22 protein-coding genes and 3 pseudogenes are annotated in these 20,384 nt (G+C 71.0%); 12 read left to right on the top strand and 13 right to left on the bottom strand.

The window, feature by feature from the left end:
• Nucleotides 1–194 precede the first annotated feature (194 nt).
• A complete protein-coding gene (locus AB0N63_RS16895) occupies nucleotides 195–320 on the top strand; it encodes a hypothetical protein (RefSeq protein WP_365529713.1) in 126 nt (41 codons plus the stop codon).
• 72 nt (nucleotides 321–392) lie between these two features.
• Here AB0N63_RS16895 and AB0N63_RS16890 read toward each other — a convergent pair whose 3' ends face one another.
• The 4 genes from AB0N63_RS16890 to AB0N63_RS16875 all read right to left on the bottom strand — a co-directional run bounded on the left by AB0N63_RS16890 (nucleotide 393) and on the right by AB0N63_RS16875 (nucleotide 3,587).
• Entirely contained in the window at nucleotides 393–785 is a 393-nt protein-coding gene (locus AB0N63_RS16890) for a nuclear transport factor 2 family protein (protein WP_365529711.1), read from the bottom strand.
• Nucleotides 786–837: 52 nt separating this feature from the next.
• Nucleotides 838–1,692 (bottom strand): alpha/beta fold hydrolase, encoded by an 855-nt coding sequence (locus tag AB0N63_RS16885; RefSeq protein WP_365529709.1) that lies wholly within the window; start codon nucleotides 1,690–1,692, stop codon nucleotides 838–840.
• Nucleotides 1,693–1,763: 71 nt separating this feature from the next.
• The gene (locus AB0N63_RS16880) at nucleotides 1,764–2,255 is read right to left on the bottom strand and encodes a helix-turn-helix domain-containing protein (RefSeq protein ID WP_365529707.1); all 492 of its coding nucleotides are present in this window, start codon (nucleotides 2,253–2,255) and stop codon (nucleotides 1,764–1,766) included.
• A 612-nt stretch (nucleotides 2,256–2,867) separates the two neighbouring features.
• Nucleotides 2,868–3,587, bottom strand: coding sequence for a maleylpyruvate isomerase family mycothiol-dependent enzyme (locus AB0N63_RS16875; RefSeq protein ID WP_365529705.1), 720 nt, complete (start codon nucleotides 3,585–3,587; stop codon nucleotides 2,868–2,870).
• Nucleotides 3,588–3,937: 350 nt separating this feature from the next.
• Between AB0N63_RS16875 and AB0N63_RS16870 the strand changes: the two genes are divergently transcribed.
• Both AB0N63_RS16870 and AB0N63_RS16865 read left to right on the top strand, forming a co-directional pair.
• Nucleotides 3,938–4,396: a cyclic nucleotide-binding domain-containing protein gene (locus AB0N63_RS16870; protein WP_365529703.1), complete on the top strand. Its 459-nt coding sequence runs from the start codon at nucleotides 3,938–3,940 to the stop codon at nucleotides 4,394–4,396.
• A 77-nt stretch (nucleotides 4,397–4,473) separates the two neighbouring features.
• Nucleotides 4,474–5,088, top strand: coding sequence for a CBS domain-containing protein (locus tag AB0N63_RS16865; RefSeq protein ID WP_365529701.1), 615 nt, complete (start codon nucleotides 4,474–4,476; stop codon nucleotides 5,086–5,088).
• 216 nt (nucleotides 5,089–5,304) lie between these two features.
• Here the strand turns inward: AB0N63_RS16865 and AB0N63_RS16860 are convergent, their stop codons facing one another.
• Complete coding sequence (locus tag AB0N63_RS16860) at nucleotides 5,305–6,006, bottom strand: CBS domain-containing protein (protein WP_365529699.1); 702 nt, start codon at nucleotides 6,004–6,006, stop codon at nucleotides 5,305–5,307.
• A gap of 153 nt (nucleotides 6,007–6,159) precedes the next feature.
• Nucleotides 6,160–7,887: a GAF domain-containing sensor histidine kinase gene (locus tag AB0N63_RS16855; protein ID WP_365529697.1), complete on the bottom strand. Its 1,728-nt coding sequence runs from the start codon at nucleotides 7,885–7,887 to the stop codon at nucleotides 6,160–6,162.
• Nucleotides 7,888–8,141: 254 nt separating this feature from the next.
• Between AB0N63_RS16855 and AB0N63_RS16850 the strand changes: the two are divergent.
• A pseudogene (locus AB0N63_RS16850) lies at nucleotides 8,142–8,579 on the top strand (putative PEP-binding protein); the annotation flags it as partial.
• A gap of 60 nt (nucleotides 8,580–8,639) precedes the next feature.
• Entirely contained in the window at nucleotides 8,640–9,098 is a 459-nt protein-coding gene (locus tag AB0N63_RS16845) for a pyridoxamine 5'-phosphate oxidase family protein (protein WP_365529695.1), read from the top strand.
• Here the strand turns inward: AB0N63_RS16845 and AB0N63_RS16840 are convergent.
• The 3 genes and pseudogenes from AB0N63_RS16840 to AB0N63_RS16830 all read right to left on the bottom strand — a co-directional run.
• Nucleotides 9,061–9,333, bottom strand: a pseudogene (locus tag AB0N63_RS16840) (alcohol dehydrogenase catalytic domain-containing protein); the annotation flags it as partial. The gene AB0N63_RS16845 and the pseudogene AB0N63_RS16840 sit on opposite strands and share 38 nt — an antisense overlap.
• A 307-nt stretch (nucleotides 9,334–9,640) precedes the next feature.
• Complete coding sequence (locus tag AB0N63_RS16835; RefSeq protein ID WP_365529693.1) at nucleotides 9,641–10,549, bottom strand: universal stress protein; 909 nt, start codon at nucleotides 10,547–10,549, stop codon at nucleotides 9,641–9,643.
• Nucleotides 10,550–10,574: 25 nt separating this feature from the next.
• Nucleotides 10,575–11,480: a universal stress protein gene (locus tag AB0N63_RS16830; protein ID WP_365529691.1), complete on the bottom strand. Its 906-nt coding sequence runs from the start codon at nucleotides 11,478–11,480 to the stop codon at nucleotides 10,575–10,577.
• Nucleotides 11,481–11,698: 218 nt separating this feature from the next.
• Here AB0N63_RS16830 and AB0N63_RS16825 point away from each other — a divergent pair, with 218 nt between their 5' ends.
• From AB0N63_RS16825 to AB0N63_RS16795, 7 genes and pseudogenes are all read left to right on the top strand, one after another.
• Complete coding sequence (locus AB0N63_RS16825) at nucleotides 11,699–12,355, top strand: CBS domain-containing protein (RefSeq protein ID WP_365529689.1); 657 nt, start codon at nucleotides 11,699–11,701, stop codon at nucleotides 12,353–12,355.
• Between the two features lie 145 nt (nucleotides 12,356–12,500).
• On the top strand, nucleotides 12,501–13,226 hold the full coding sequence (locus tag AB0N63_RS16820; RefSeq protein WP_365529687.1) for a response regulator transcription factor: 726 nt from the start codon (nucleotides 12,501–12,503) through the stop codon (nucleotides 13,224–13,226).
• Between the two features lie 158 nt (nucleotides 13,227–13,384).
• Nucleotides 13,385–13,468: pseudogene (locus tag AB0N63_RS16815) on the top strand (hypothetical protein); the annotation flags it as partial.
• A gap of 346 nt (nucleotides 13,469–13,814) precedes the next feature.
• The gene (locus AB0N63_RS16810; RefSeq protein ID WP_365529686.1) at nucleotides 13,815–14,390 is read left to right on the top strand and encodes a universal stress protein; all 576 of its coding nucleotides are present in this window, start codon (nucleotides 13,815–13,817) and stop codon (nucleotides 14,388–14,390) included.
• A gap of 32 nt (nucleotides 14,391–14,422) precedes the next feature.
• Nucleotides 14,423–15,412, top strand: a complete 990-nt coding sequence (locus AB0N63_RS16805; protein ID WP_365529684.1) for a nitroreductase — start codon at nucleotides 14,423–14,425, stop codon at nucleotides 15,410–15,412.
• Between the two features lie 40 nt (nucleotides 15,413–15,452).
• Nucleotides 15,453–15,911, top strand: coding sequence for a CBS domain-containing protein (locus tag AB0N63_RS16800; protein WP_365529682.1), 459 nt, complete (start codon nucleotides 15,453–15,455; stop codon nucleotides 15,909–15,911).
• Between the two features lie 114 nt (nucleotides 15,912–16,025).
• The gene (locus tag AB0N63_RS16795) at nucleotides 16,026–16,658 is read left to right on the top strand and encodes a cation-transporting P-type ATPase (protein ID WP_365529680.1); all 633 of its coding nucleotides are present in this window, start codon (nucleotides 16,026–16,028) and stop codon (nucleotides 16,656–16,658) included.
• 30 nt (nucleotides 16,659–16,688) lie between these two features.
• Here the strand turns inward: AB0N63_RS16795 and AB0N63_RS16790 are convergent, their stop codons facing one another.
• From AB0N63_RS16790 to AB0N63_RS16775, 4 genes are all read right to left on the bottom strand, one after another.
• Nucleotides 16,689–17,564 (bottom strand): universal stress protein, encoded by an 876-nt coding sequence (locus tag AB0N63_RS16790; RefSeq protein WP_365529678.1) that lies wholly within the window; start codon nucleotides 17,562–17,564, stop codon nucleotides 16,689–16,691.
• Nucleotides 17,565–17,687: 123 nt separating this feature from the next.
• A complete protein-coding gene (locus AB0N63_RS16785) occupies nucleotides 17,688–18,167 on the bottom strand; it encodes a hydrogenase maturation protease (RefSeq protein ID WP_365529676.1) in 480 nt (159 codons plus the stop codon).
• Nucleotides 18,164–19,510 carry a nickel-dependent hydrogenase large subunit gene (locus AB0N63_RS16780; RefSeq protein WP_365529674.1) on the bottom strand — a complete coding sequence of 449 codons (1,347 nt, stop codon included), beginning with the start codon at nucleotides 19,508–19,510 and terminating at the stop codon, nucleotides 18,164–18,166. Before AB0N63_RS16780 ends, AB0N63_RS16785 begins: the two co-directional genes overlap by 4 nt.
• 24 nt (nucleotides 19,511–19,534) lie before the next feature.
• A complete protein-coding gene (locus AB0N63_RS16775) occupies nucleotides 19,535–20,383 on the bottom strand; it encodes an oxidoreductase (protein ID WP_365529672.1) in 849 nt (282 codons plus the stop codon).
• Between the last annotated feature and the right edge of the window lies 1 nt (nucleotide 20,384).

Raw genomic sequence — 20,384 nt, 5'->3', positions numbered from 1 at the left:
CTGTTGCCGACCAAGACGCGGGTTCGGCGGCGCGGGTTGCCCGAGTGGTGTGGATCATGCTGTGAAGGTTTCGTGGCACCGGCCCGTCGCCGCTGTTCGGCGGCACGGTCGCGGCGCCGCCGCGGGCGTCAACGGCGCGACGGGGCCCGGGTGTGCCGCCCTAGTCCGACGACCATCTCCGCTACGTCGGCGGCTTGGACGACACCGCCTTCCTCGCCAAGGACCTGGAACGGCTCGGCGTCCCGGAGGACGCCGCGCACTTCCTCGCCCAGTGCGGCGAGTACTCCGATCTTCCGCCGCCCTTTGCGGAGCCGGACTGAGGCGGGCGGGCCGGCCGGCGTCCGCCGATCATCCGGGTCTGGCCGTGACCGACGACTCCGCCCCGCCCGGTCTCACATCACCGCGTCGGTGCGCAGGGGACCGGCGGTGATGTGCAGGCTGCGGATCCGGTCACGGTCGTCGAGCCGGTACAGGTGCATGAACGGACCCCGTACGACCGTGTCCGGGTCGGTCTTCTTCGCCATGACGGCCTCGCCGCGCAGGAACAGCACCCCATCCGGGGCCTGCCAGCACTCCAGCACGGTGTGGCTGATATGCAGCGGCTCGTCGATCTTGACGAAGAACGCCTTGGCGGCCTCCGCGCCGACCAGGTGGGCAGTGCCGAAGAACACCTCGGTGTCGTGGGTCATCCGGGCGAACCCCGCGCCGAAGTCGAGGGTGTCGATCTCGTGCATGAGTTGTTCCACCCACCCCGGCACCGGGGTGGGTGTGGCGTTCCGGGTCACGGTTCCTCCATGCGGCGGGTGATCCTCTGACATGGCGTCACGTCGCCTCGGGTCAGGCGGCGACGGGACGGGCGGCGAGGAAGGCGTCGATCTCCGCGTTGACCTCGCGGGGGTTCTCGCGGGCGGCCAGGTGGCCGGTGCGCGGCAGGACGCGGAAGGTGCCGCCCGCGATCGCGTCGGCCATCCTGCGCACCGCGTGGACGGGGAACTGGCTGTCCTCCTCGCCGGCGACGACCAGGACGGGGATGTCGCTCGGAATGGTCGCGAGCAGCCGGTGCTCGTCCCTGCGCCCGATCAGGATGCTGCGCAGCGCCCATGCCACCGACTTGGGGTCGTTGCGCAGCACGACGTCGATGTACCGCAGGAACTCGGGATTCCCGGCCTCGGCGGTCGGGCCGGCGAACGCCGAGCGCGCTACCCTCGCGGCCAGGCGCGGCATCCGCGCGTGCACCGAGAGGTAGGTGGCCAGCGCGGTCGCCCAGACGCTCTCGAACGTCGTGGGCAACGAGGCGGTGCAGTTGACGCCGACGGCGGCGGCCGTGCGTTCGGGGTGGTACGCCGGGAACACCCCGGCCAGCATGCCGCCCCAGCTGTTGCCCACCAGCACGCACCTCTCGATGCCGAGCGCGTCCAGGATCTCGACCAGCGCGTCGGCGCACTCCTTGAGGTCGATGATGCGCCGCAGCGCGTCGGACCTGCCGTGCCCGGGGCTGTCGACGAGCACCACGCGGTGGGTGGGAGCGAAGTGCTCGTACTGGAAGCGCCACATCGCGCCGTCCATCATCAGGCTCGGCCAGAACACCATGGCCGGGCCGGTGTTCCGGCCGCCCACCCGCACGTTCATCAGGCCGAGGGACGTCGGTATCAGCTTCTCGGTGACGCCGTCGAGCCGGTCCGTCCGTGACATGGTCACTCCTCACACCAGGCATCGAATGGATTCGCTACTGGTAGCGTACGCCTACTAGTAGCAAATCAAAACTACTTCCCCTCGGACTGCCGGTGATCTTCTGCTGCGCCCTTCTCCGCTCGCGCCCACAGCGGGCGCAGGTCGGCCGCCCCGATGGGCTGGTGGCAGTGGCTGCAGGCAAGGTAGGGCTCCGTCTCGTGTCCGCAGGACGCGTGCAACAACGACCGCGCCGCCACCGTCTCTCCATCGGTGTGGATCTCCGCCCAGCGGGTGACCGCCACGATGGCCGGCACCACCAGTTCCCGTGCGCCGTCGGTGAGCCGGTATTCGTACCAGGGCTTGTCCTCCCGGTACGCATGCTTCTCCAACAGGCCGAGTTCGACGAGGTCGTTCAGGCGTGCCGTGAGCATGGTCGCCGAGATGCCGAGCCCGCGTTTGAGTTCGCCGAACCGGTGGACGCCGAAGAAGACCTCACGGAGGATCTGATAGTTCCACCGTTCCGAGATCGCCGCCAGGAACGCTTGTCCGTGCTGGAAGACCACCGGTCGGGTCGGTTTTGCCACAGCTCCTCCTTGTGGTCGGGAAACAACACCAGTAGCAAAACGATACTGCTCTGCCCTGCGGCGTTCCGACGTGAGAGACCCGTTGCCCCGAGAGGATTCTGGCGGCCCGCGAGCGCTGCGTCGCCGGGCACCGCGCGCCTGCACCGGCGCGGAGGAGACCTGCGCAGGGAGCCCTGGAGTGATCGGCCGGCGCAACCGCGGGTGGCGCTTCCCTCTCCCGTGGGGGTGTCTTCCCGGCAACCGCGCCCCGATGGTCGTCCGGAGCGGCGGGCGCCGCGCGCGTATGCCCTCGCACAGTCGGGTGCGGCCCGCCACCGTCGGGTGGCGGCCGCACGCGGTCGGTCTTCGCTTGTGGTGCAGGTCAGGCGCCGGGCTGCACGGGGCCGATCCGGGTGCCGAAGTCGACGGAAACCTTGCCGTCGGCTTCCTGGTTGCCGGGGATGATGCCGCCGCCGGGGGTCCTGAGGGTGAAGACGGTCCGGTCGGCCGTGGCGCCCTTGGAGGCGTTGGGGACCTGGATGTCGAAGTGGACGGGGTGGCCGGCTGGGAACGCGTCGGCCGGCTGGCGATCGCGCTGTTCGCCGCCTGCTCCACCTCGCCCGTGGGGCCGGATCAGATCCAGAAAGGTGCCGACGGCACCTCGCCCGCGCCGGACGCGGTGAGTCCCGTACCGCGGGAGCGGCCGCTGAGCCAGGCGAGGAGGTCGGCCTGCCGTCCACTGACCGTGGGGCCGTCGCCCGACCCCAGAGTGCGGGCGAGGCCGCTGTCTGTCGCCTGCAGGCGCAGCGCGGGAGTGTCCTGTCGTCGGGCGATTGCGTCGGCGATGTCCTCAATGATCCACCGTGCGGCTCGGGCCGGGATGTCCGAGAAGCCGTAGCCGGCATCCAGATCGGCGTGATGGATCTCCAGTTCACGCAGCCAGGTGGGTATCAGCGTCGCAGGCGTGCGGAGCTCGCCGGTGCGCATCCGGACCTCGGCGTGCCAGGCCGCCGGGGGCAGGGAGCGTACCGCCGCCCCGAAGCGTGCGGCACTGTCTTCGACGTCGGCGACCAGATCGGCGGCCGGCCGCCCGGCCCCGGCTTCGATCTCCGCGGCGCGGGCGTCCATGCTCGCGTACTGGGGTGTCTCCACACCGGTGCGCGCCCAGTCGAGCAGCCTGCAGAGGCTGTCCGCGGCGCGCGCGACGTGGGTGATGACATGGCCGCGGGTCCACGGCGGTACCAGGGTGCCGCCTGCGACCTGGGCGTTGCTGAGGGCGGCGACGGTGGCGACGAACCGGTCCTTGGACGCGGCGATGGGGGCGAGGGCTCCTGGACCCTTGGAGTTCTGCATGACACCTCCTGATTCCACAGTCTCAACTACACTTCCATTTAGCGGAATTTGCTATCCGGAGAATGGAAGCTGCTCGACAGTAAGCGCGGTGTCTCAGCGGCGTCAACCGGAACGCCTGCCCGCTCCGGGTGACCGATCGCGATGCACCGCGGCCCTCCGCCCGCCGCGCGTTCAGCCGAGGGGAATCGATGCAGCCGAGGGGTGCACGCGGTTCGGGTGGATGGGCGCGGCCCGGCGACACCCGTTCGGTAGGAGCCGAAGGGCCCACCACTGGGTCCGGGCGGCCCGTGGTGCCGGACCCCGAGGTCGCGCACGATGGGAATCGACGACCCATGAAGGGAGCCCATGCGATGACCTCCGCAACCACCATGAGCACGGCGCTCGAGCCTGTGCACCGCGAACGGCTGATGCGCCTCGCCCGCGAGGTCTCCTTCGAGGCCGGGGCACGTCTGTTCGAGGAGGGTCGGCACGCCGAACGTTTCTGGATCGTCCGCACCGGAACCATCGCCCTCGATCTGCATGTGCCCGGTCGCAGGCCGGCCGTCGTCGAGTCGCTCGGGCACGGCGAACTGGTCGGCTGGTCCTGGCACTTCCCGCCCTATCTCTGGCACCTGGGCGCCGAGGCGATGACCCCGGTGCGGGCCTGGGAGTTCGACGCCGAGGCGGTGCGCGCGATGTGCGCTGCGGATCCCGCGTTCGGACGGGCCGTAGCGGTGTGGGTGGGACGTGTGGCCGCCCAGCGGCTGCACGCCACCCGGGTCCGGCTGCTCGACCTGTACGCCCCTTATGGCAGCGGTGACCTGGTGTGACCGCCCGCCCGCTCCGCCCGGCAGAACGGCTCTGGCAGGAAGGCGTGGAGAGCAGCCCGCACCGGGTGGGTGACGTGATGACGCATGCCGTCGTCGCGGTGGGCCGCAAGGCTCTGTTCAAGGACATCGTCGCACGTATGAAGCAGTGGAAGATCAGCGCCCTTCCCGTGCTGGAGGGTGACGGGCGGGTGATCGGGGTGGTCTCAGAAGCCGACCTGCTGCCGAAAGAGGAGTTCCGGGACAGCGACCCGGACCGCTTCACCCAACTGCGCCGCCTGACCGATCTGGCCAGGGCCGGGGCGGTGTCCGCCGAGGAGCTGATGAGCACCCCGGCCGTCACCGTCCATTCAGACGCCACGCTCGCCGAGGCGGCACGAATCATGGCCTTGCGGCACGTCAAACGGCTGCCCGTGGTGAACGCCGAGGGCATCCTCGAAGGCGTGGTCAGTCGCGGGGATCTGCTGACGGTGTTCCTGCGACCCGACAACGATCTGGCGGACGAGATCCGCCGCGACATCGTCGACGTTCTCTTCCCGGCCCCGGTCGAGCCCGTGCACATCATCGTCAGCGACGGCGTCGCGACCCTCACGGGACGCGTCGGGGACGCCGCACGGATCCCCCTGGCCGCGCGCCTCGTCCAGGGCGTGGAAGGGGTCGTGGGCGTGGACTGCCGACTCACCGCCGCCGGGTGACGCCGTCGAAGCGTCCGACCGGCAAGCTCGATCGGCCGTGGGGATCCGGCCGTTGCCCTGTGACTGCTGCTGCCGTGCCTCTCACTGCCAGCCGTTGCTGATCGGCCTCTGCTGTGTCGCTTGAGCGGGTTGTTCCGCCGGCACCACAGCCTCGCCGGTCACGGTCGTGGGAACGTGCCGTCGGTCCGCCCCGCCCCGGCATGCGGTCCCCCTCCGTCAGGCAGGGGCCGGCCGTTGCGGGTCCGCCAGATCCTGGTCGGAGTCCGGACGGCGGGGCGAACCGTCGAACGCGCAGTGCACGTCCACCACGCCCGCCACGGCCCGAGCGAGGCGGGCGGCAAGCGGAACCAGAGCGGTCTCGCGAACCCGGCCGGTGAGGGTCACGACGCCGTCGCGCACATCGACCCGGACCGCTTCCGCGGGTGTCCCGAAGAGCCGTGCCACAACCTCGTCCCGGACGTCCTCGGCAATGGCTTCGTCGTCCCGCAGGAAGACCTTCAGCAGGTCGGACCGGCTGACGATGCCCCGCAGAGTGCCGTCAGGGCCGACCACCGGCAGGCGCTTGACTGCTCTGCGAGCCATGACGCGCGCGGCACAGGCGAGAGTGGCGTCGGGCGTCACAGCGACTGCTGGAGTCGACATGAGCTCACCAGCGGTCACCGCGTCCGCCTTGTGCACCTCTGCAAGGTGCTGCACCTGCCCGTACCGGCCCACGTCGCCCTCGCTGTACTCCTCCTTGGGCAGCAGATCGGCCTCGGAGACGACGCCGACGACGCGTCCACCGGCGTCCAGCACAGGGAGGGCGCTGACGCGCCACTCCTGCATGGCCCGCACGATGTCCTTGAAGGCCGCCCCCGTGCGCAGGGCGACGACCCTGCGGGTCATCACGTCACTCACGACGGTGGGAGTGCCGTCCATGGCGTCCTCCAGTGGGCTGGGTGGGGTTGTGCGACACCTTCAGGCTGCCCCGACGGGCCGTCGCGGGACATAGGCCGACTGGGCCCATGTCGATGGGCCCCTGGACACCGGCCCGGCTGGTCCCCGACCGGCGCGAGGGGAGTGCCCGGTGTCCTACGGGCCGGGCAGGGGCACCCGCCAGCGCAATGTGGCACCGCCCCCCTCAGAGCTGGGCATGTCCAAGTGCCCGCCCAGCTGTTCGGCACGCTCGGCCATGTTGCGCAGCCCGCTGCGCCGGCCGTCCGGCGCGATGCCCACACCGTTGTCCGAGACCGTGAGGCACACCTCCCGGCCATCGGTCGCGACGGCGACCTGAGCCCGGTCGGCGCGGGCATGGCGGGCGATGTTGGTGAGAGCCTCGGACAGGACTGCCACGATGTGGTCGGCGATCTCGTCCGGCACATCCGTGTCGACGAGGCCCTCCATGCGCACACTCGGCGGAAATCCCAGCACGGGGGTTTCCTCGTCGACCACGCGCACGACCCGGGCCCGCAGCCCCGTATCGGCGGCACCCTCGCGAGACCGCAGCCCGAAGATGGCCGACCTGATGATCTTGATGGTCTCGTCCAGGTCGTCCACGGCCCGCTGCACCCGCTCGGCGGCCTCGGGATGTCCGATGAAGCGGCCCGCGCTCTGCAGCGTCATGCCGGTCGCGAAGAGCCGCTGGATGGCCAGGTCATGCAGATCCCGGGCAATCCGGTCACGGTCCTGGAGCACCGCGATCTGCTCGGCGTCCTTGCGGCGCTCGGCCAGTTCCATCGCGATCGCGGCCTGCGCGGCGAAACCCTGCAGCTTCTCGGTCTCCTTGCCCGAGAACACCTGCGCACCGGCCTCGCGGGCCACCAGCACCACGCCGCGCACGCCGCCTTCCCCGGTGCCGATGGGGACCGCCACGGCGGGGCCGAGCCCATGGAAGCGCGGGGGCTCCGGCGAGATCCGCTTGTCCTGGCGCACGTCGGCGCTGGTCACCGGCGCGGCAGCGGAGAAGGCAAGACCCATGAGAGTCCCGGACAGGGGCAGCACCAGTCCCCGGTGTGCCTCCGCGTCCACGCCGACGGCGATGTCCACGGCCAGGGACTCGGTGGCCTCCATGGGCAGCGCCACCGCCGCCAGGGCCGCCCCCATGATCTCGCGTGCCCGTTCGGCGATCAGTTTGAGAGCCTCGGCGCGTGCGCTGCCGGACATCAGGCTGTAGGTGATCTCGGCGTTCGCACGCAGCCAGCGCTCGCGCAGTCGGGACTCCTCGTACAGCCGAGCGTTGTCGATCGCCACGCCGGCCGCTACGGCCAGCGTGGACAACACCGACTCGTCCTCCTCGTCGAACTGCACTCCCCCGCGCTTCTCGGTCAGGTACAGATTGCCGAAAACCTGATCGCGGACCCGGATCGGAACGCCCAGGAAACTGTTCATGGGTGGGTGGTGGGCCGGGAAGCCGTACGAGGCCGGGTGCTGGGAGATCTTCTCCAGTCTCAGCGGCTCCGGGTGCCGGATCACTTCACCGAGAATGCCATGGCCCTCGGGGAAGGGGCCGATCCCGGCGATCTGCTCCTCGGTCACCCCGACAGTGAGGAAGGCCGAGAGGGATCTGCCGTCGGGTCCGATGACGCCGAGGGCGGCGTATTCGGCGTCGACGAGCACGGCGGCCGCCTCAACGATGGAGTGCAGTACCTGTTCGAGGTCCAGTTCGCGGCCGACGGAGAGCACCGCCTCGAGCAGGCTGTGCACCCGGTCCTGGGTGCCGCGGGCCGCAGCGATCCGGGCCTGCAGCTCCTCCAGCAGCTCGTCGAGCTTCAGCTGCGGCAGTGGTACACGGGGCTTTTCTGCGCTTGCCACGACCTCCATGCCCCCTCGCACACGAGTCCGGACTGTCGCGGTTGCTACCCACCTTAGCCAGCCTCTGCCGATAGATGCAGCACGGCCGTACCAGGCGTCCGGGGACCGTCGTCCCCCGGCGGCACGGGATACGCTCTCGCCCCTCAGGGCCGGTCGGCCCACCGTGTGGGACGGAGGGCACCTACCCCGGCGTCTCGCTCCCTCCCAGGCTGGGAGGGAGCGAGAGCTCGAAGTCGAGGAGGGGCGTCATGGTGTCGCTGGCAGCGGTGAACCGGATGCATGAGGAGAACCCGATGCTCGGCCTGCGGGGCGTGCGGCTCGGCCTGGTGGTTCCGGGACTGGTCGCGATGCAGGTGCGGGCGATCGCCGAGGCGGTCGTCGAGCGCACCCGAGCGGGTGGCTCCCCCCATGCGGAGGTCATGGTGCCGCTCGTCGGAGCCGTCGAGGAACTGCGGCTCGCCCGCGAGGAGGTGGCCCGCGTTCTGGCCCAGGTCGGTGAGGAGACCGGCACCCCCGTCCACTGTCCGGTCGGCACGATGACCGAACTGCTCCGGGCGGCGCTCACGGCCGGCCGGATCGCCGAGGAGGCCGAGTTCTTCCCCTTCGGCACCAACGACCTCACGCCATTCCGGGTTCCGGTGGCCCGTCTCGAGGCGGGCCGGGCGGCGCTGACGGACACGGACACCAGTGACAGCAGGTGACAGAGGCCCACGGTCCCTTCACCGGCATGGACCCGACCGGCAGCGGAAGAGAGGCACGTCATGGCAGCCGGTGAGACGCGAGCACATCGGCGCATCGAGCTCGGCCACGCCGAGGCGCTGCGGTTGCTGGGCAGCGTGTCGCTGGGAAGGATCGTCTTCACCCGGCAGGCTCTGCCCACCGTCCGCCCGGTCGACCACGTCCTGGACGACGGGGACATCGTCATCCGCACCCACGAGGGTGCCGCGCTCACGTCTCACGCACAGCAAACCGACAGCACAGGCGTCGTCGTGGCGTACGAGGCCGATGCCATCGACCCGGACACCCACCTCGGCTGGAGCGTGGTCGTCACGGGGTACGCCCAGCTGGTGACCGACCCGGTCGAACTGGAACGCATCCGTGGCCTGCTGCAGCCCCGGGCGCCGATGGGACCTCTGGACCAAGCGGTGCGCATCCGCCCCGAGCTGGTCACCGGCGTCCTCCTCACCGAGACGGGCGGCGCGTCACGGACAACCGGCTGACGTCGGTTTGCGTACGCGGCGGAGGCGGTACGACTGTCGACGCACTCGTACTGCGTTGGTCGTGATGAAGCAGCAGCCGCTCACACAGTGATCTTGCGTCCCGTGACCATGCCGGTGTCGGCTCGCACGCACTGTCCCCGGTGTCTGTCCGCCCGCGTACGGTGCGCACATCGCTCCCCACCTCGACGATCTCGCCGACCGCCTCGTGGCCCAGTACCGTGCCGGGGCGCACCTGGGCACGTCACCCTTGTGGCCACCGCAACGGCGTGCAGGTCGACGGCATCACCCTGTGGATGCTGGGCGGCGCGGCGCGCCTGCGCAGGGAGGCCGCGGCCCGGCCACGGAGCTGCGCATCGCCGCCGTGGGCCCGCTCACCAGGGTGCTGGCCGGTGGCGTCGTCGCGGGCTTTGCCGTGGGGCTGGACGCCTTGGAGGCCTCCGGGCTCGTGGTCGAGGCGGTCGCCCGGCTGGCCGTGATCACCATCCTCCTGGCCGTCTTCAACGCGCTGCCCGCCGCGGTGACCGCTGACTGTGCGGGCAGGCTCAGGTGGGCTCCGGTACCACGGCCACCGGGCAGGCCGCGTGGTGCAGCACCCCATGGGCGACGCGGCCCAGTTGGAGCCCGAAGTGACCCTGGCGGCGCCGGGCGCCGACGACCAACAGATCGGCTTCGCGGGATGCGGCAAGCAACGCGTCGCGGGGGAAGCCCTCGATCGTACGGCGGTGCGCCCGCAGGCCGGCCGGGATGTCCCGCAGCGCCTCCTCCACCATTTCCGCGGCTTGGCGCTCCTGCAGGTGGGCGGGTTCTCCGACGATCAGCGGATGGGCAGGGGGCTCGTGCAGCGGTCGACGCCAGGCCCGCACGGCCTCCAGCGGGACGTCGCGCAGCAGAGCCTCCTCGACCGCGAACCGTACGGCGGCCGAGCCTGCCTCCTTCTCGCTCACCCCCAGGACTATGCGGCCGCGTGCACCGGGTCCCGCCTGGTTGTCGTGGCTTCCGCGCAGCACGATCAGCGGGCAGTGCGCGTGGCCGGCCACTGTGACGCTCACGGAGCCGAGCAGTGCCTCGGTCACACCGTTGCGGCCTCGGCAGCCCAGGACCATGGCGAGGGCGCTCCGGGTCTCCCGGATCAGGCCGTACTCGGCCTCCTCGGGCAGCACATCAGTGGTGATCTTCACGTCTGGTTGCCGGTGACGGGCGCGCCGCTCGGCGGTCTCCACGATGTCCTCGGCCATCACCTCCTCCGAGGGCTTACCGAGATCGTGGGCAAGGGACATGCCCTCGTAGCGCTCCCAGAGCGAGGCGTAGACCAGTCGGAGTGACGCCCCGCGCAGGGCCGCCTCGTCGGCAGCCCACTCCACGGCTCTCAGGCTCGGCTCGGAGCCGTCGACACCGACGACGATCGGGGGGTCCACGGGCTCACCGAAGGCCCGTGCGGCTGATGCCTTCATGGGTTCTCCTCTTCGGGGCGGCGACTCAGCCGTGCGCGACGACCGCGACGGGGGCGGTGACGTGGTGCAGGGCCGAGTGCGTGACGTGGCCGATGTGGGCGCCGAACGAGCCGGTGCGGATGCGCCGGCCGACGACGACCAGGGAGGCGTCACGGGAGTCGCTCACGAGGACCTGCGCGGCGCTGCCGCATCGGCTCACCTCGATCACCTCGACGTCCGGGAACTTCTGCCGCCAGGGACGCAACACCTTGCTCAGCAGGGAGGCCTGTCCGCGCTCGAGCGTGTCGTGGAGTTCCGCGTCACCGGGGAACCGGTAGAAGGACGTGGGCGGTTCGGGCCAGGCGTGGACGGCCCGTAGGGCAGTATTCCGGCGGGCTGCCGCGTCGAAGGCGAACTCCAGCAGCGTGTCGTCCGGCTGATCGATGTCGAGGCCCAGCACGACGGGAGGGAACGGCGCCGCTGCGGGCGGTACGCCCGCCGGGTCCGTCCCGTGCTCGTCGGCGGCCTGCTCCTCCGCGCGGACCAGCACCACCGGGCGCTCGGCGCGGGCCACGATCCCGAGACTCACCGAGCCGACGATGAACCCCCGTAGTCCACTGAGGGCCCGCGCCCCCAGGACCAGCACGTCGGCGAAGCCCGCAGCCTCACAGAGGACGTCGGCCACAGTCCCCGTGAGCTGCTCGGTGATCACCTCGATGCCCGGATGGCGCAGCCGGATCCCCTCCGCGGACTCGTGTGTCAACTGCTGAGCCCAGTGCTGGTACCCGTCCAGGTCCAGCAACGCAGTGCGGGCCACGTACTTGGGCGTCGGCTCCTGGACATGCACGATCTTCAGAGGCAGGCCGCGCAGCAGCGCTTCGCGAGCCGCCCACTCGGCAGCGGCCCGGCTTTCGGGCGAGTCGTCGAGACCGACGGTGACGGTGCGGGACATGGTCCCCACCTCCGGGTGCGAGGGTTCCGCCATCAGCGTGGCGCCGGCATCCCCGGCCGCGTCAGGGGCCACACGGCCCGTTCGGGGACCGGCCGACCCTCTGCCCTGAGACAGCCGGACGGGCCATCCGGGGGCCGGGCGGCCCCTGACCCGCCGCCGGCCTCCCGGCACACCCTGGAAGGAGCCGGACACCCATTCGAGGCCCCTGTGGAGTGATCATGCACGGTACTCCGTTCGCCGTCAGCGATTGCATGACCCAGACGGTCGCTGCCGTCGGCCGCCGGGCCCCCTTCAAGGAGATCGTGCAGCTGATGCAGGACTGGCAGATCAGCGCCCTGCCCGTGATCGAGGGCGAGGGCCGGGTGGTCGGCGTGGTCTCCGAAGCCGACCTGTTGCCCAAGGAGGAACTCCGGGACGACCCCGATGCGGGCGGTCTCGGACTGCGTCAGCCCGTCGACGTGGCCAAGGCCGCCGCCCTCACCGCAGGGGACTTGATGTCCTCCCCCGCCGTCACGGTCCGGGCCGGCGCCACGCTCGCCGAGGCGGCGCGCGTCATGGCGCGCGAGGGGGTCAAGAGGCTGCCCGTGGTGGACGAGGCCGGGCTGCTGGCGGGCGTCGTCAGCCGGGCCGACCTGCTCAAGGTCTTCCTGCGTGACGACGAGGACATCGCCGAGGAGGTGCGGCACGAGATCGCGTCGTACCTCTTTCCGTGCCCGTCGTCGACCGTCCAGGTGGAGGTGCACGACGGCGTCGTGACGCTCACCGGGCGGTTCCGCGACACCGCCCTCGTTCCGGTGGCCGCGCGCCTGGTCAGGTCGGTCGAAGGGGTGGTGGACGTGGAGTTCGACCTCGCGCGTGGCAGCCGGACGCAGTGACCGGAGGCGATGCCACGAGATGACTGGGGCCGGTCGGCCCTGGTGCAACCTGCACCGTCAGCTGATGATCGACGTCTAGGGCATGTCGGCAATGACGTCCAGGACATGTCGGCAATGTGCCATCGTCGGCGGAATCGAGGTCTCCATGGCCGAGACACGCACTTTCACCGAGCAGAACCCCGTCCGCGTGTTCCTGCTCGACGACCACGAGGTGGTACGACGCGGCCTGACCGACCTCCTGGACGCCGAACCGGACATCACCGTGGTCGGCGACGCGGACACCGCCGAACACGCGCTCACCCGGGGCCCCGCCCTGCGACCGCACGTCGCCGTGCTCGACGTCCGCCTGCCCGACGGCGACGGCATCACGGTCTGCCGCGAGCTGCGCGACCGGATGCCGGAACTGGCGTGCCTGATGCTCACCTCCTTCGACGACGAGGAGGCCCTGCTGGACGCCATCATGGCCGGGGCGTCCGGATACGCGCTGAAGCAGATCAAGGGCTCCGACCTCGTGTCGGCGGTGCGTACCGTCGCCTCGGGGCAGTCGATGCTGGACCCGGCGACGACCGCCCGCCTCATGCGCTCCCTCAGGGCCGATCCGGCCGAGGCGCCGTCGCTGCCTCCGGAACTGGCCGCCCTGTCGCCCCGAGAACGCGACATTCTCACGCTGATCGGCGACGGTCTGACCAACCGCGAGATCGGCAGGAAACTGTACCTGTCCGAGAAGACCGTCAAGAACCACATCTCACGGCTGCTGGCCGAACTGGGCGTGCAGCGCCGCGTCCAGGCGGCGGTCCTCGCCTCCCACTTGGACCAGCACGAATCCGACCACCACGACTCCCACAGAGACACGGACCGTTCCTCCCGCTGAGAGTCGCCGGCGTCAGGCGGCGGTGAGCAGGTTCTTCACCTCGACGACGTCGAAGATCCCCTCGACCTCCGCCACCAGCCGGGCCAGTGTCGCCGAGGACATCCGCCCAGTCAGCTCCATGAGCTGGAGCAGCTGACCGATCCGCGTACCGGGGACGGGTGCTGGCCCGCGCGGCCGGTGTGCACACGGGCGCGACGGTCGCCGAGTACTTCCGCGGCACGGGTCTCGACGTCGTTCTGATCGCCGACTGGACCTCCCGATGGGCGGAGGCGCTGCGCGGGTTCGCGTCCCGTGTGTGCCGGCGTGGACATCGCCGTACCGCCTCGGCTGTCGTGCGGCCGGCCGGCACCTCCAGTCCGGCGCGCACGGGCCCGACTTTCTTCGGCGAAGGCCGCGGCCCGGGGCCGCGAACAGGTCTTCCGCCGCCCCGGGCAGCCCGACGTGACCGCCCTGACCGGTCGGCCGCTCGCGGGGGCCGACAGGACCGCCACCGGGACCAACGGCCCCTGGCAGGACGACAGTGCCGAGGACTTCCATGGAAGCGGCGGCGGTTCCCCTCCGCGCCACCGCAGGGAGGAGACGAGGGCGATGTCCGCTCCCGCACCACTGGAGAACGACCACGACCTACCGACTACCGGCCCCGAGGCCGCTGGCTCCTTGATGCGCGCCCGCGTCGGCGACGAGACCACCGTACGGGGGACCACGGCCGGAGTCATCGCACGAGACGGTGCGATCGTCGGCCTCCGTCACCCGGACGGCAGCCCGCCCTACGACGTGCGCCGGGCGGACAGCGGACGGGGGACGCTGTACTTCACCTCCCCGGTCCTGATGCGTACATCCGCCATCTGCCGGCCGGAGGCGGCCATGCCCGGGCCCGCTGACCCCCGACGGATCGTGGCGGGTCCCGATCCTGATCCCAGCCATCGGATGGCGCTGGCCTGGGTGGCCGACGAGGTTGCCCGTCGGCGGTTGCCGATACGCCTGGTCCATGTCGAAGGCGTGCCCACCAGGGGCTGTGGCGGGCGGGAAGCCATACCGTCGCTGGGACTGGTGGTGGGGACCCGGGGCCGTGGAGACTTCTTCGGCATGCTGCTGGGCTCTGTCAGCCAAGACGTGTTGCACCACGCCGCCTGCCCTGTCACCGCCGTCCCGGCACCAGGGTGAAACCCAAAGGTCCGGTACGAAGGGAACCCGCCGTGACCACAGAACCTCTCGACGTGGAGACCGTCACCACACTCGTGGCAGACGCCGCCGCTGCGCCCTCCCTGCACAACGCGCAGCCCTGGGCCTTCCGCTACCTACGGGACCTGGGCGTCCTCCGCCTGTACGCCGACCTGAAGCGCGGCCTGCCGCGAACCGACCCGGAGCGCCGGGGCCTGCACATCGGGTGCGGCGCCGCGCTGCTGAACCTGCGCGCGGCCGCCGCGGCGGCGGGCCTGGCGCCGCTCGTCCGCCTGCTGCCCGACCCGGCCTCCCCGGAGTTCCTCGCAGAAGTGCATCTGTGCGGCACCGGACCGCCCGACGGGGCGCTCGCCCAGCTGGGCCCTGCGATCCGGCGCCGCCACTGCAGCCGGCTGCCCTTCCGCGACGAGGAAATCCCCGGCGCGGTGCTGGAGGGGCTGTCCGAAGCGGCCCATGACGAGGGGGCTCAGCTGTTGTTCCCCGGAGCATGGCATGTGCAATCGATCCTGGAGCTGGTGCGGGACGCGGAGGACAGAGAGTCGCATGCGCCGGACGTGCGTGAGGAAACGGCGCGCTGGACGCACACCGAACTGCCTCACGCCGCTGGAATGACCGACGGCATCCCGGGTGAGGCGTTCGGTCCTCGGCAGCGCGGCACCTCGGCTCCCGTGCGCGACTTCGCCGCCGGCCGTCCGATGCCCGGACGTGGCTGGGCGCCCTTCGAGAAGAACCCGAACATCGCCCTGCTGGGCACGTCCCGCGACGAGCCTGCGGACTGGCTCGTGGCCGGCCAGGCACTGGAGCGGGTGCTGCTCCGGGCCACGACGGACGGGCTCGTCGCCTCGGTCACCTCCCAGCCCCTGGAATGGCCGCAGATCCGATGGATCATCCGCGACCCCGTCTCGTCGATGGCACATGTCCAGATGGTGATCCGGCTCGGCTACGGCCCCGAAGGCCCCGCGAGCCCACGGCGCCCGGTGGCCGATCTGCTCGACATCCTCTGAGCGGCCCCCTAGGACAGACCGGACATCGAGGAGTGGTCGCGTGAAGGTCTCCGAGGTGATGACCGTTCCTCCAGTGTGCGTCGGACCCCGTGTCTCCCTGGCCGAGGTGACCCGGCTGATGGGCGAGTGCGCCGTCGGTTCCGTCCTCGTGGTCGAGGACGGAACTCTGCACGGCGTAGTCACCGACCGCGACCTCGCCGTACGCGGCATGGGCGGCAGCCTGGATCCGCAGGCCTCGGTGGACGCGGTCATGTCGCCACGTGTCATCACGGTTGAAGCCACCGACAAGCTGGAGGTGGCCTACCGGACGTTCCGCCGCACAGGGGTGCGCCGCCTTCCGGTCCTCGACGCAGGCCGGGTGGTGGGCGTCCTGACGGTCGACGACCTGCTCCTCGACGTCTTCCGGCGGCTCGCCGACCTGCTGGGGCCGGTCGCCTGGAGCGTCCTGCAGGAGCCGCCCGGCCCGCCTCCGGAGACCGGAGGCGCCCATGAGCCCTGAATCGGCTCGGCAGAGGACGGTCGATCTCCGCGACGGCGGACCGCCGACGGGCGTCACGACAGCGCCGCCCCCGGATCAGCGAGACGCCTCCGTTCGTCCGTCTCCGCTCTGCCGGTGCCGGACGTCATCGCCACCCTGGGAAGCTCACTCCGCGGTTCGACGGAGGCCGAGACAGCCGTGCGGCGGAACCGCTACGGCCCCGACGAGCTGCCGGACCCAAGCCGCGGCCAGGTGTGGCGTCGGCTGGTCGCGCAGTTCACCGACCTCTTCGCGGTGGTCCTTCTCGCATCTCGGTTCGGCTTCTGGAGGGACCTGCCGGGAGGCCCGGGGACTCACATGCCGGAGCAGACGCTGACCGCAGCCGGTTGGCCGTCGCTGCCGGCGCATGCACGGGCAGAGCCGCTGATCGACAGGTGCACCCGCGCATCCGGATATCCCGACCACCGGGCCGTCCTGGACCTGTGGAGGACTGCGAACGTCATTTCGCCGGCTGCACGCCGCGACCTGATCCGGCAGGTCCTCCTCCCCATGCTGGAGGTCAACCAGGGAGCCGCCGCATACGTCGGCCTGCTGAAGCTGCGCGAACGCCTCAGCCGCAGCAACGACGATGTCACGCCTGGCCGTGGCTCTGACTGCGGTGTCCTGCCGCCGTCAGCGAGGAAGGCCTGGGGCGTCGACACCTTCAGGGTGCGGGGTCTGTCGGGCGGAGAGCGCGGGGCCGGGACGGCGCCAAGCCCAGAGGAGTGAGTGGAAGCGTAGACATGCCGCGGAGCGCGCTCACTGCCTTTGCGGCACGACCGCGACCGGGCACTGCGCATGGTGCAGCAGCGCATGGTTCACGCGGCCGAGCTGGAGTCCGAAGCGGCCTGTCCTACGGCGTGCCCCGACGATCACGAGGTCCGCAGCCGCCGACCGGTCAACGAGTACCTTGCCGGCCGGTCCTTCAACGGCCGACCGGCGCGTCCGGACCTGCGGATGCTCGGCGCTCGCCGCCTTGAGAAGAGCGTCGATCACGGCGGTGGCGCTCTCCTCGTACGTGTCCGCCGGTCCGCCGGGCAGCAACCGGTCGCCGTGCCTGTCGTAGGCAGGCGTGCGCCAGGCCCGCACGACGTCGAGAACGCACCCTCGCACCTCGGCCTCGCGGAAGGCGAAACGCACAGCCTCCGCGGTCGTGTCCGATTCGCCCAGGCCGAGCACGATCCGCTCATGCGTACCGGCCAGGCCCGTGCGATCCCCCCGGACCACGACCACCGGACAGTGCGCTCGGGCGGACACGCCGAGACCGACCGACCCCAGCAGCAGACCCTTGAGCTCACCACGGCCACGCGAACCCGTCACCAGCGCGAACGCCTCGTCGCCCGCGCTCACGAGAGCGGCCGCGGCGTCCTCCGGAACGATGTCGGTGGTGACCTTCACCTCCGGGTTGCGCCGTTCGGCCCGATCGGCCGCCGAAGCCACGATGTGCTCGGCCAGCACCTGCTCGGAGGGCCGCTCCGGGTCCACCGAGGGGAGACCCGCCTCGTAGCGCACCCACAAGGAGGCGTACACCAGCCTGAGCGGAACACCATGACGGGCGGCTTCGTCCACGGCCCAGTCGACCGCCAGCAGGCACGAGTCCGATCCGTCCACGCCCACCACCAGAGGAAGTGTCATTGTCCCCACCGCCTTTCACGGGGCCGCCGAAAGCGTGCGGCACTGGAGGCTCACCTTCACCGTCGCACCTCGGGTCAGCGGTCGCGAGGGCGCTTCGGCCCGTGCTGGGGGACCATCGGCCCCCTACTGCTCGCGGTTCGGTTCGTGCGCCTGCCGAACGGAAGCGACGACACGGTCGATCAGTTCGGGGAGCGCCGACCGCACCGCTTCACTCAGGGGCGCACCGAGTGCGACGTCCGCCACCTCCATGGCGTGCACCACGAGCCTGCGCGGCAGCTGCCCGAGCGCCTCCGCCAGGGCAAGGCACTCTCCGAGGCCCAGCGCATGGGTGCTCGCCGTAGACGATGTCCGGTTGGCCGCGTCATCCGCGGTCAGGGTGTGCAGCTCCCCCGGCCGGGCCGGCCGTGTCCGGAGGGCTTCCACCACGTACACGGTGTCCGCACCGCGCCACAGGTCGAGCATGCGTGCGGGTTCGCCGTCGCTGACTGTCAGGACGGTGTCATCCGGGACACGGCCGCGCAACGCTTCCACCGTTGCCGGACCGACCCCGTCGTCACCGCGCAGGGGGTTGCCCACACCGATCACCACGACCCGGCCGTTCATCGGCGTTCCACGGTCACGTCGAGGAAGTGGGCGGCGCACGAGATGCAGGGATCGTGATTGCGGATGGCCCGTTCGCAGAGGTGCGTGAGCTCCTCGTCGTCCACAGCGGGCCCGGCCGAGTCCAGGCGGGCCTGGACCGCTCTGCGTACGTCCGCCTCGATGGCCGTCTGGTTCTGTGCCGTGGGGGGGATGATGCGGACCCCGGTGAGCGTGCCGTCCCCGGTGAGGGCATAGCGGTGGTACAGCAACCCCCTGGGCGCCTCGGTGGCACCGGAGCCCACGCCCTGGCGAGGCGGTACCTCGACGGCCGGCCGCGGAGGTCTTTCGTATCCGTCGATGATCCGCAGCGCTTCCTCGACGGCCTGTACCACCTCGACGGCGCGTACGACGATGCTCCGGAAGGGGTTGTCGCAGAGGGCGCCCGTCAACGGGTCGCCCAGCCCGGCGTCCCGCGCCGCCTCGGCGGCCACGGGGTGAAGCCAACGGCCGTTGATCGCGTAGCGGGCCAACGGGCCGGTGAGGTAGCGACGGCCGTCGAGCGTGGCCGTCAGGGCGGTGGAGTGCGGTACCTGCCCTTCCCGGACGTGCTGTTCGAAAGCGGACAGGGGGAACTCGTTCGGCGCCCCGCCGTTGCCGTCGGCGGCCATGACAACCGGTGCCCCCGTGTCGATGGCGTAGTGGCCTGGGTCGCGCAGTGCGAGCAGGTCGTGGTCGCACGCGGCGTCGGGAAAGTCGAACGCCGCCACCCACCGGACGGTTTCCAGCGCGTCCTCCCGGGCTTGCCGCAGCCGTTCCGCCAGCGGGCGCAGTTCGTCCGGTGCCGGGGTGCGGTAGAAACCGCCGATCCGCACGTTCACCGGATGGATGGGGCGCCCGCCGAGCTGCTCGACGATCGCGTTGCCGGCCTGCTTGAGCCTCAGGCCGCGTTCGACGGCTGCGCGCTGGTCCCGGGCGAGTCCCACGACGTCCGCACGCCCGAGGAAGTCCGGGGCGTGCAGCAGGTAGACGTGCAGGGTGTGGCTCTCGATCCACTCGCCGCAGTACAGCAGGCGGCGCAGGTCTGCGAGAGGGCCGTCCACCGTGACACCGCAGGCGTCCTCGATCGCCCGGCAGGCACTCATCTGGTAGGCGACCGGGCAGATGCCGCAGATGCGGGCGGTGATGTCAGGAGGTTCGGTGTGGCCCCGGCCGGTCAGGAAAGCCTCGAAGAAGCGTGGCGGTTCGTAGATGCGCAGCCGCGCCTCGGTGACCGTGTTCCCCTCGACACGTAGGTGGAGGGAGGCCTCGCCTTCCACCCTGGCCAGCGCGTCCAGTCGCAGGACGCGGGTTCCGCGATGGTTCATGCGCGCCTTTCCGGGCGGGATCCGTCAGGCCGGAGGGTTCTGCTCCTCCTCGGCCGCGAGGTCGGCTACAGGGGCATACTCCGGCGACGCGGCGTTGAAGGTGCGGAAGACACGCTGGATGTCCCGCTCGCTCATCCCGTCGCGACGCAGCTGCGCGATCATGGAGCGCAGGTTGGGCTTGCTCGACGGTCCGAAGCAGCCGTAGCAGCCGCGTCCGTAGGCGGGGCAGATCGCGCCGCACCCCGCGTGGGTGACGGGACCCAGGCAGGGGGTGCCGTGGGCCACGGTGATGCAGGTGGTGCCACGCCTCTTGCACTCGAAGCAGACACTGTGGTTCGAGATCTGGGGTTCGCGGCCGGCCAGATAGGCGGTGACGACTTCGAGGAGCTGGCGGCGGTCGATCGGGCAGCCGCGCAGTTCGAAGTCGACCGGCACGTGGGCCGAGATCGGGGTCGAGGTCTCCAGCGTGGCGATGTACTCCGGCTGGGCGTAGACGGCTGCGAGGAAGTCGTCGACGTCGGCGAAGTTGCGCAGTGCCTGGACGCCGCCCGCGGTGGCGCAGGCGCCGATGGTCACCAGATGACGGGAGACGCGTCGGACGTGCTGGATGCGCTCGGCGTCCTCGGCGGTGGTGATCGACCCTTCGACCAGGGAGAGGTCGTACGGCCCTCGGCCCTCCGGTCCCGCGCGGCCCCCTTCGGCGCCCTCGGCCGGGGTCATCTCCACGAAGTGGTCGATCCGTACCCGCTCGGTGAGGCCGAGGAGCTCGTCCTCGCAGTCGAGGAGGGTCAGCTGGCAGCCGTCGCAGGAGGCGAACTTCCACACGGCGAGCGTCGGCCGTGTGCGGATGGTCGGGCCGAGTTCGGTGACCATG

Origin of the sequence: Streptomyces sp. NPDC093260, assembly GCF_040683715.1 — a bacterium.
GTDB lineage: Bacteria > Actinomycetota > Actinomycetes > Streptomycetales > Streptomycetaceae > Streptomyces > Streptomyces sennicomposti.
The sequence above is the reverse complement of the archived record's forward strand: the minus strand, read 5'-3'. Positions and strand labels throughout refer to the sequence as shown.

What these genes read in the sequence shown, in the direction of transcription:
- AB0N63_RS16820 (WP_365529687.1), top strand. Translation starts at nt 12,501, where the DNA reads ATGGCCGAGACACGCACTTTCACCGAGCAGAACCCCGTCCGCGTGTTC.
- AB0N63_RS16865 (WP_365529701.1), top strand. Translation starts at nt 4,474, where the DNA reads ATGACGCATGCCGTCGTCGCGGTGGGCCGCAAGGCTCTGTTCAAGGAC.
- AB0N63_RS16885 (WP_365529709.1), bottom strand. Translation starts at nt 1,692, where the DNA reads ATGTCACGGACGGACCGGCTCGACGGCGTCACCGAGAAGCTGATACCG.
- AB0N63_RS16870 (WP_365529703.1), top strand. Translation starts at nt 3,938, where the DNA reads ATGACCTCCGCAACCACCATGAGCACGGCGCTCGAGCCTGTGCACCGC.
- AB0N63_RS16775 (WP_365529672.1), bottom strand. Translation starts at nt 20,383, where the DNA reads ATGGTCACCGAACTCGGCCCGACCATCCGCACACGGCCGACGCTCGCC.
- AB0N63_RS16860 (WP_365529699.1), bottom strand. Translation starts at nt 6,006, where the DNA reads ATGGACGGCACTCCCACCGTCGTGAGTGACGTGATGACCCGCAGGGTC.
- AB0N63_RS16785 (WP_365529676.1), bottom strand. Translation starts at nt 18,167, where the DNA reads ATGAACGGCCGGGTCGTGGTGATCGGTGTGGGCAACCCCCTGCGCGGT.
- AB0N63_RS16855 (WP_365529697.1), bottom strand. Translation starts at nt 7,887, where the DNA reads ATGGAGGTCGTGGCAAGCGCAGAAAAGCCCCGTGTACCACTGCCGCAG.
- AB0N63_RS16810 (WP_365529686.1), top strand. Translation starts at nt 13,815, where the DNA reads ATGTCCGCTCCCGCACCACTGGAGAACGACCACGACCTACCGACTACC.
- AB0N63_RS16780 (WP_365529674.1), bottom strand. Translation starts at nt 19,510, where the DNA reads ATGAACCATCGCGGAACCCGCGTCCTGCGACTGGACGCGCTGGCCAGG.
- AB0N63_RS16845 (WP_365529695.1), top strand. Translation starts at nt 8,640, where the DNA reads ATGGCAGCCGGTGAGACGCGAGCACATCGGCGCATCGAGCTCGGCCAC.
- AB0N63_RS16875 (WP_365529705.1), bottom strand. Translation starts at nt 3,587, where the DNA reads ATGCAGAACTCCAAGGGTCCAGGAGCCCTCGCCCCCATCGCCGCGTCC.
- AB0N63_RS16825 (WP_365529689.1), top strand. Translation starts at nt 11,699, where the DNA reads ATGCACGGTACTCCGTTCGCCGTCAGCGATTGCATGACCCAGACGGTC.
- AB0N63_RS16835 (WP_365529693.1), bottom strand. Translation starts at nt 10,549, where the DNA reads ATGAAGGCATCAGCCGCACGGGCCTTCGGTGAGCCCGTGGACCCCCCG.
- AB0N63_RS16830 (WP_365529691.1), bottom strand. Translation starts at nt 11,480, where the DNA reads ATGTCCCGCACCGTCACCGTCGGTCTCGACGACTCGCCCGAAAGCCGG.
- AB0N63_RS16790 (WP_365529678.1), bottom strand. Translation starts at nt 17,564, where the DNA reads ATGACACTTCCTCTGGTGGTGGGCGTGGACGGATCGGACTCGTGCCTG.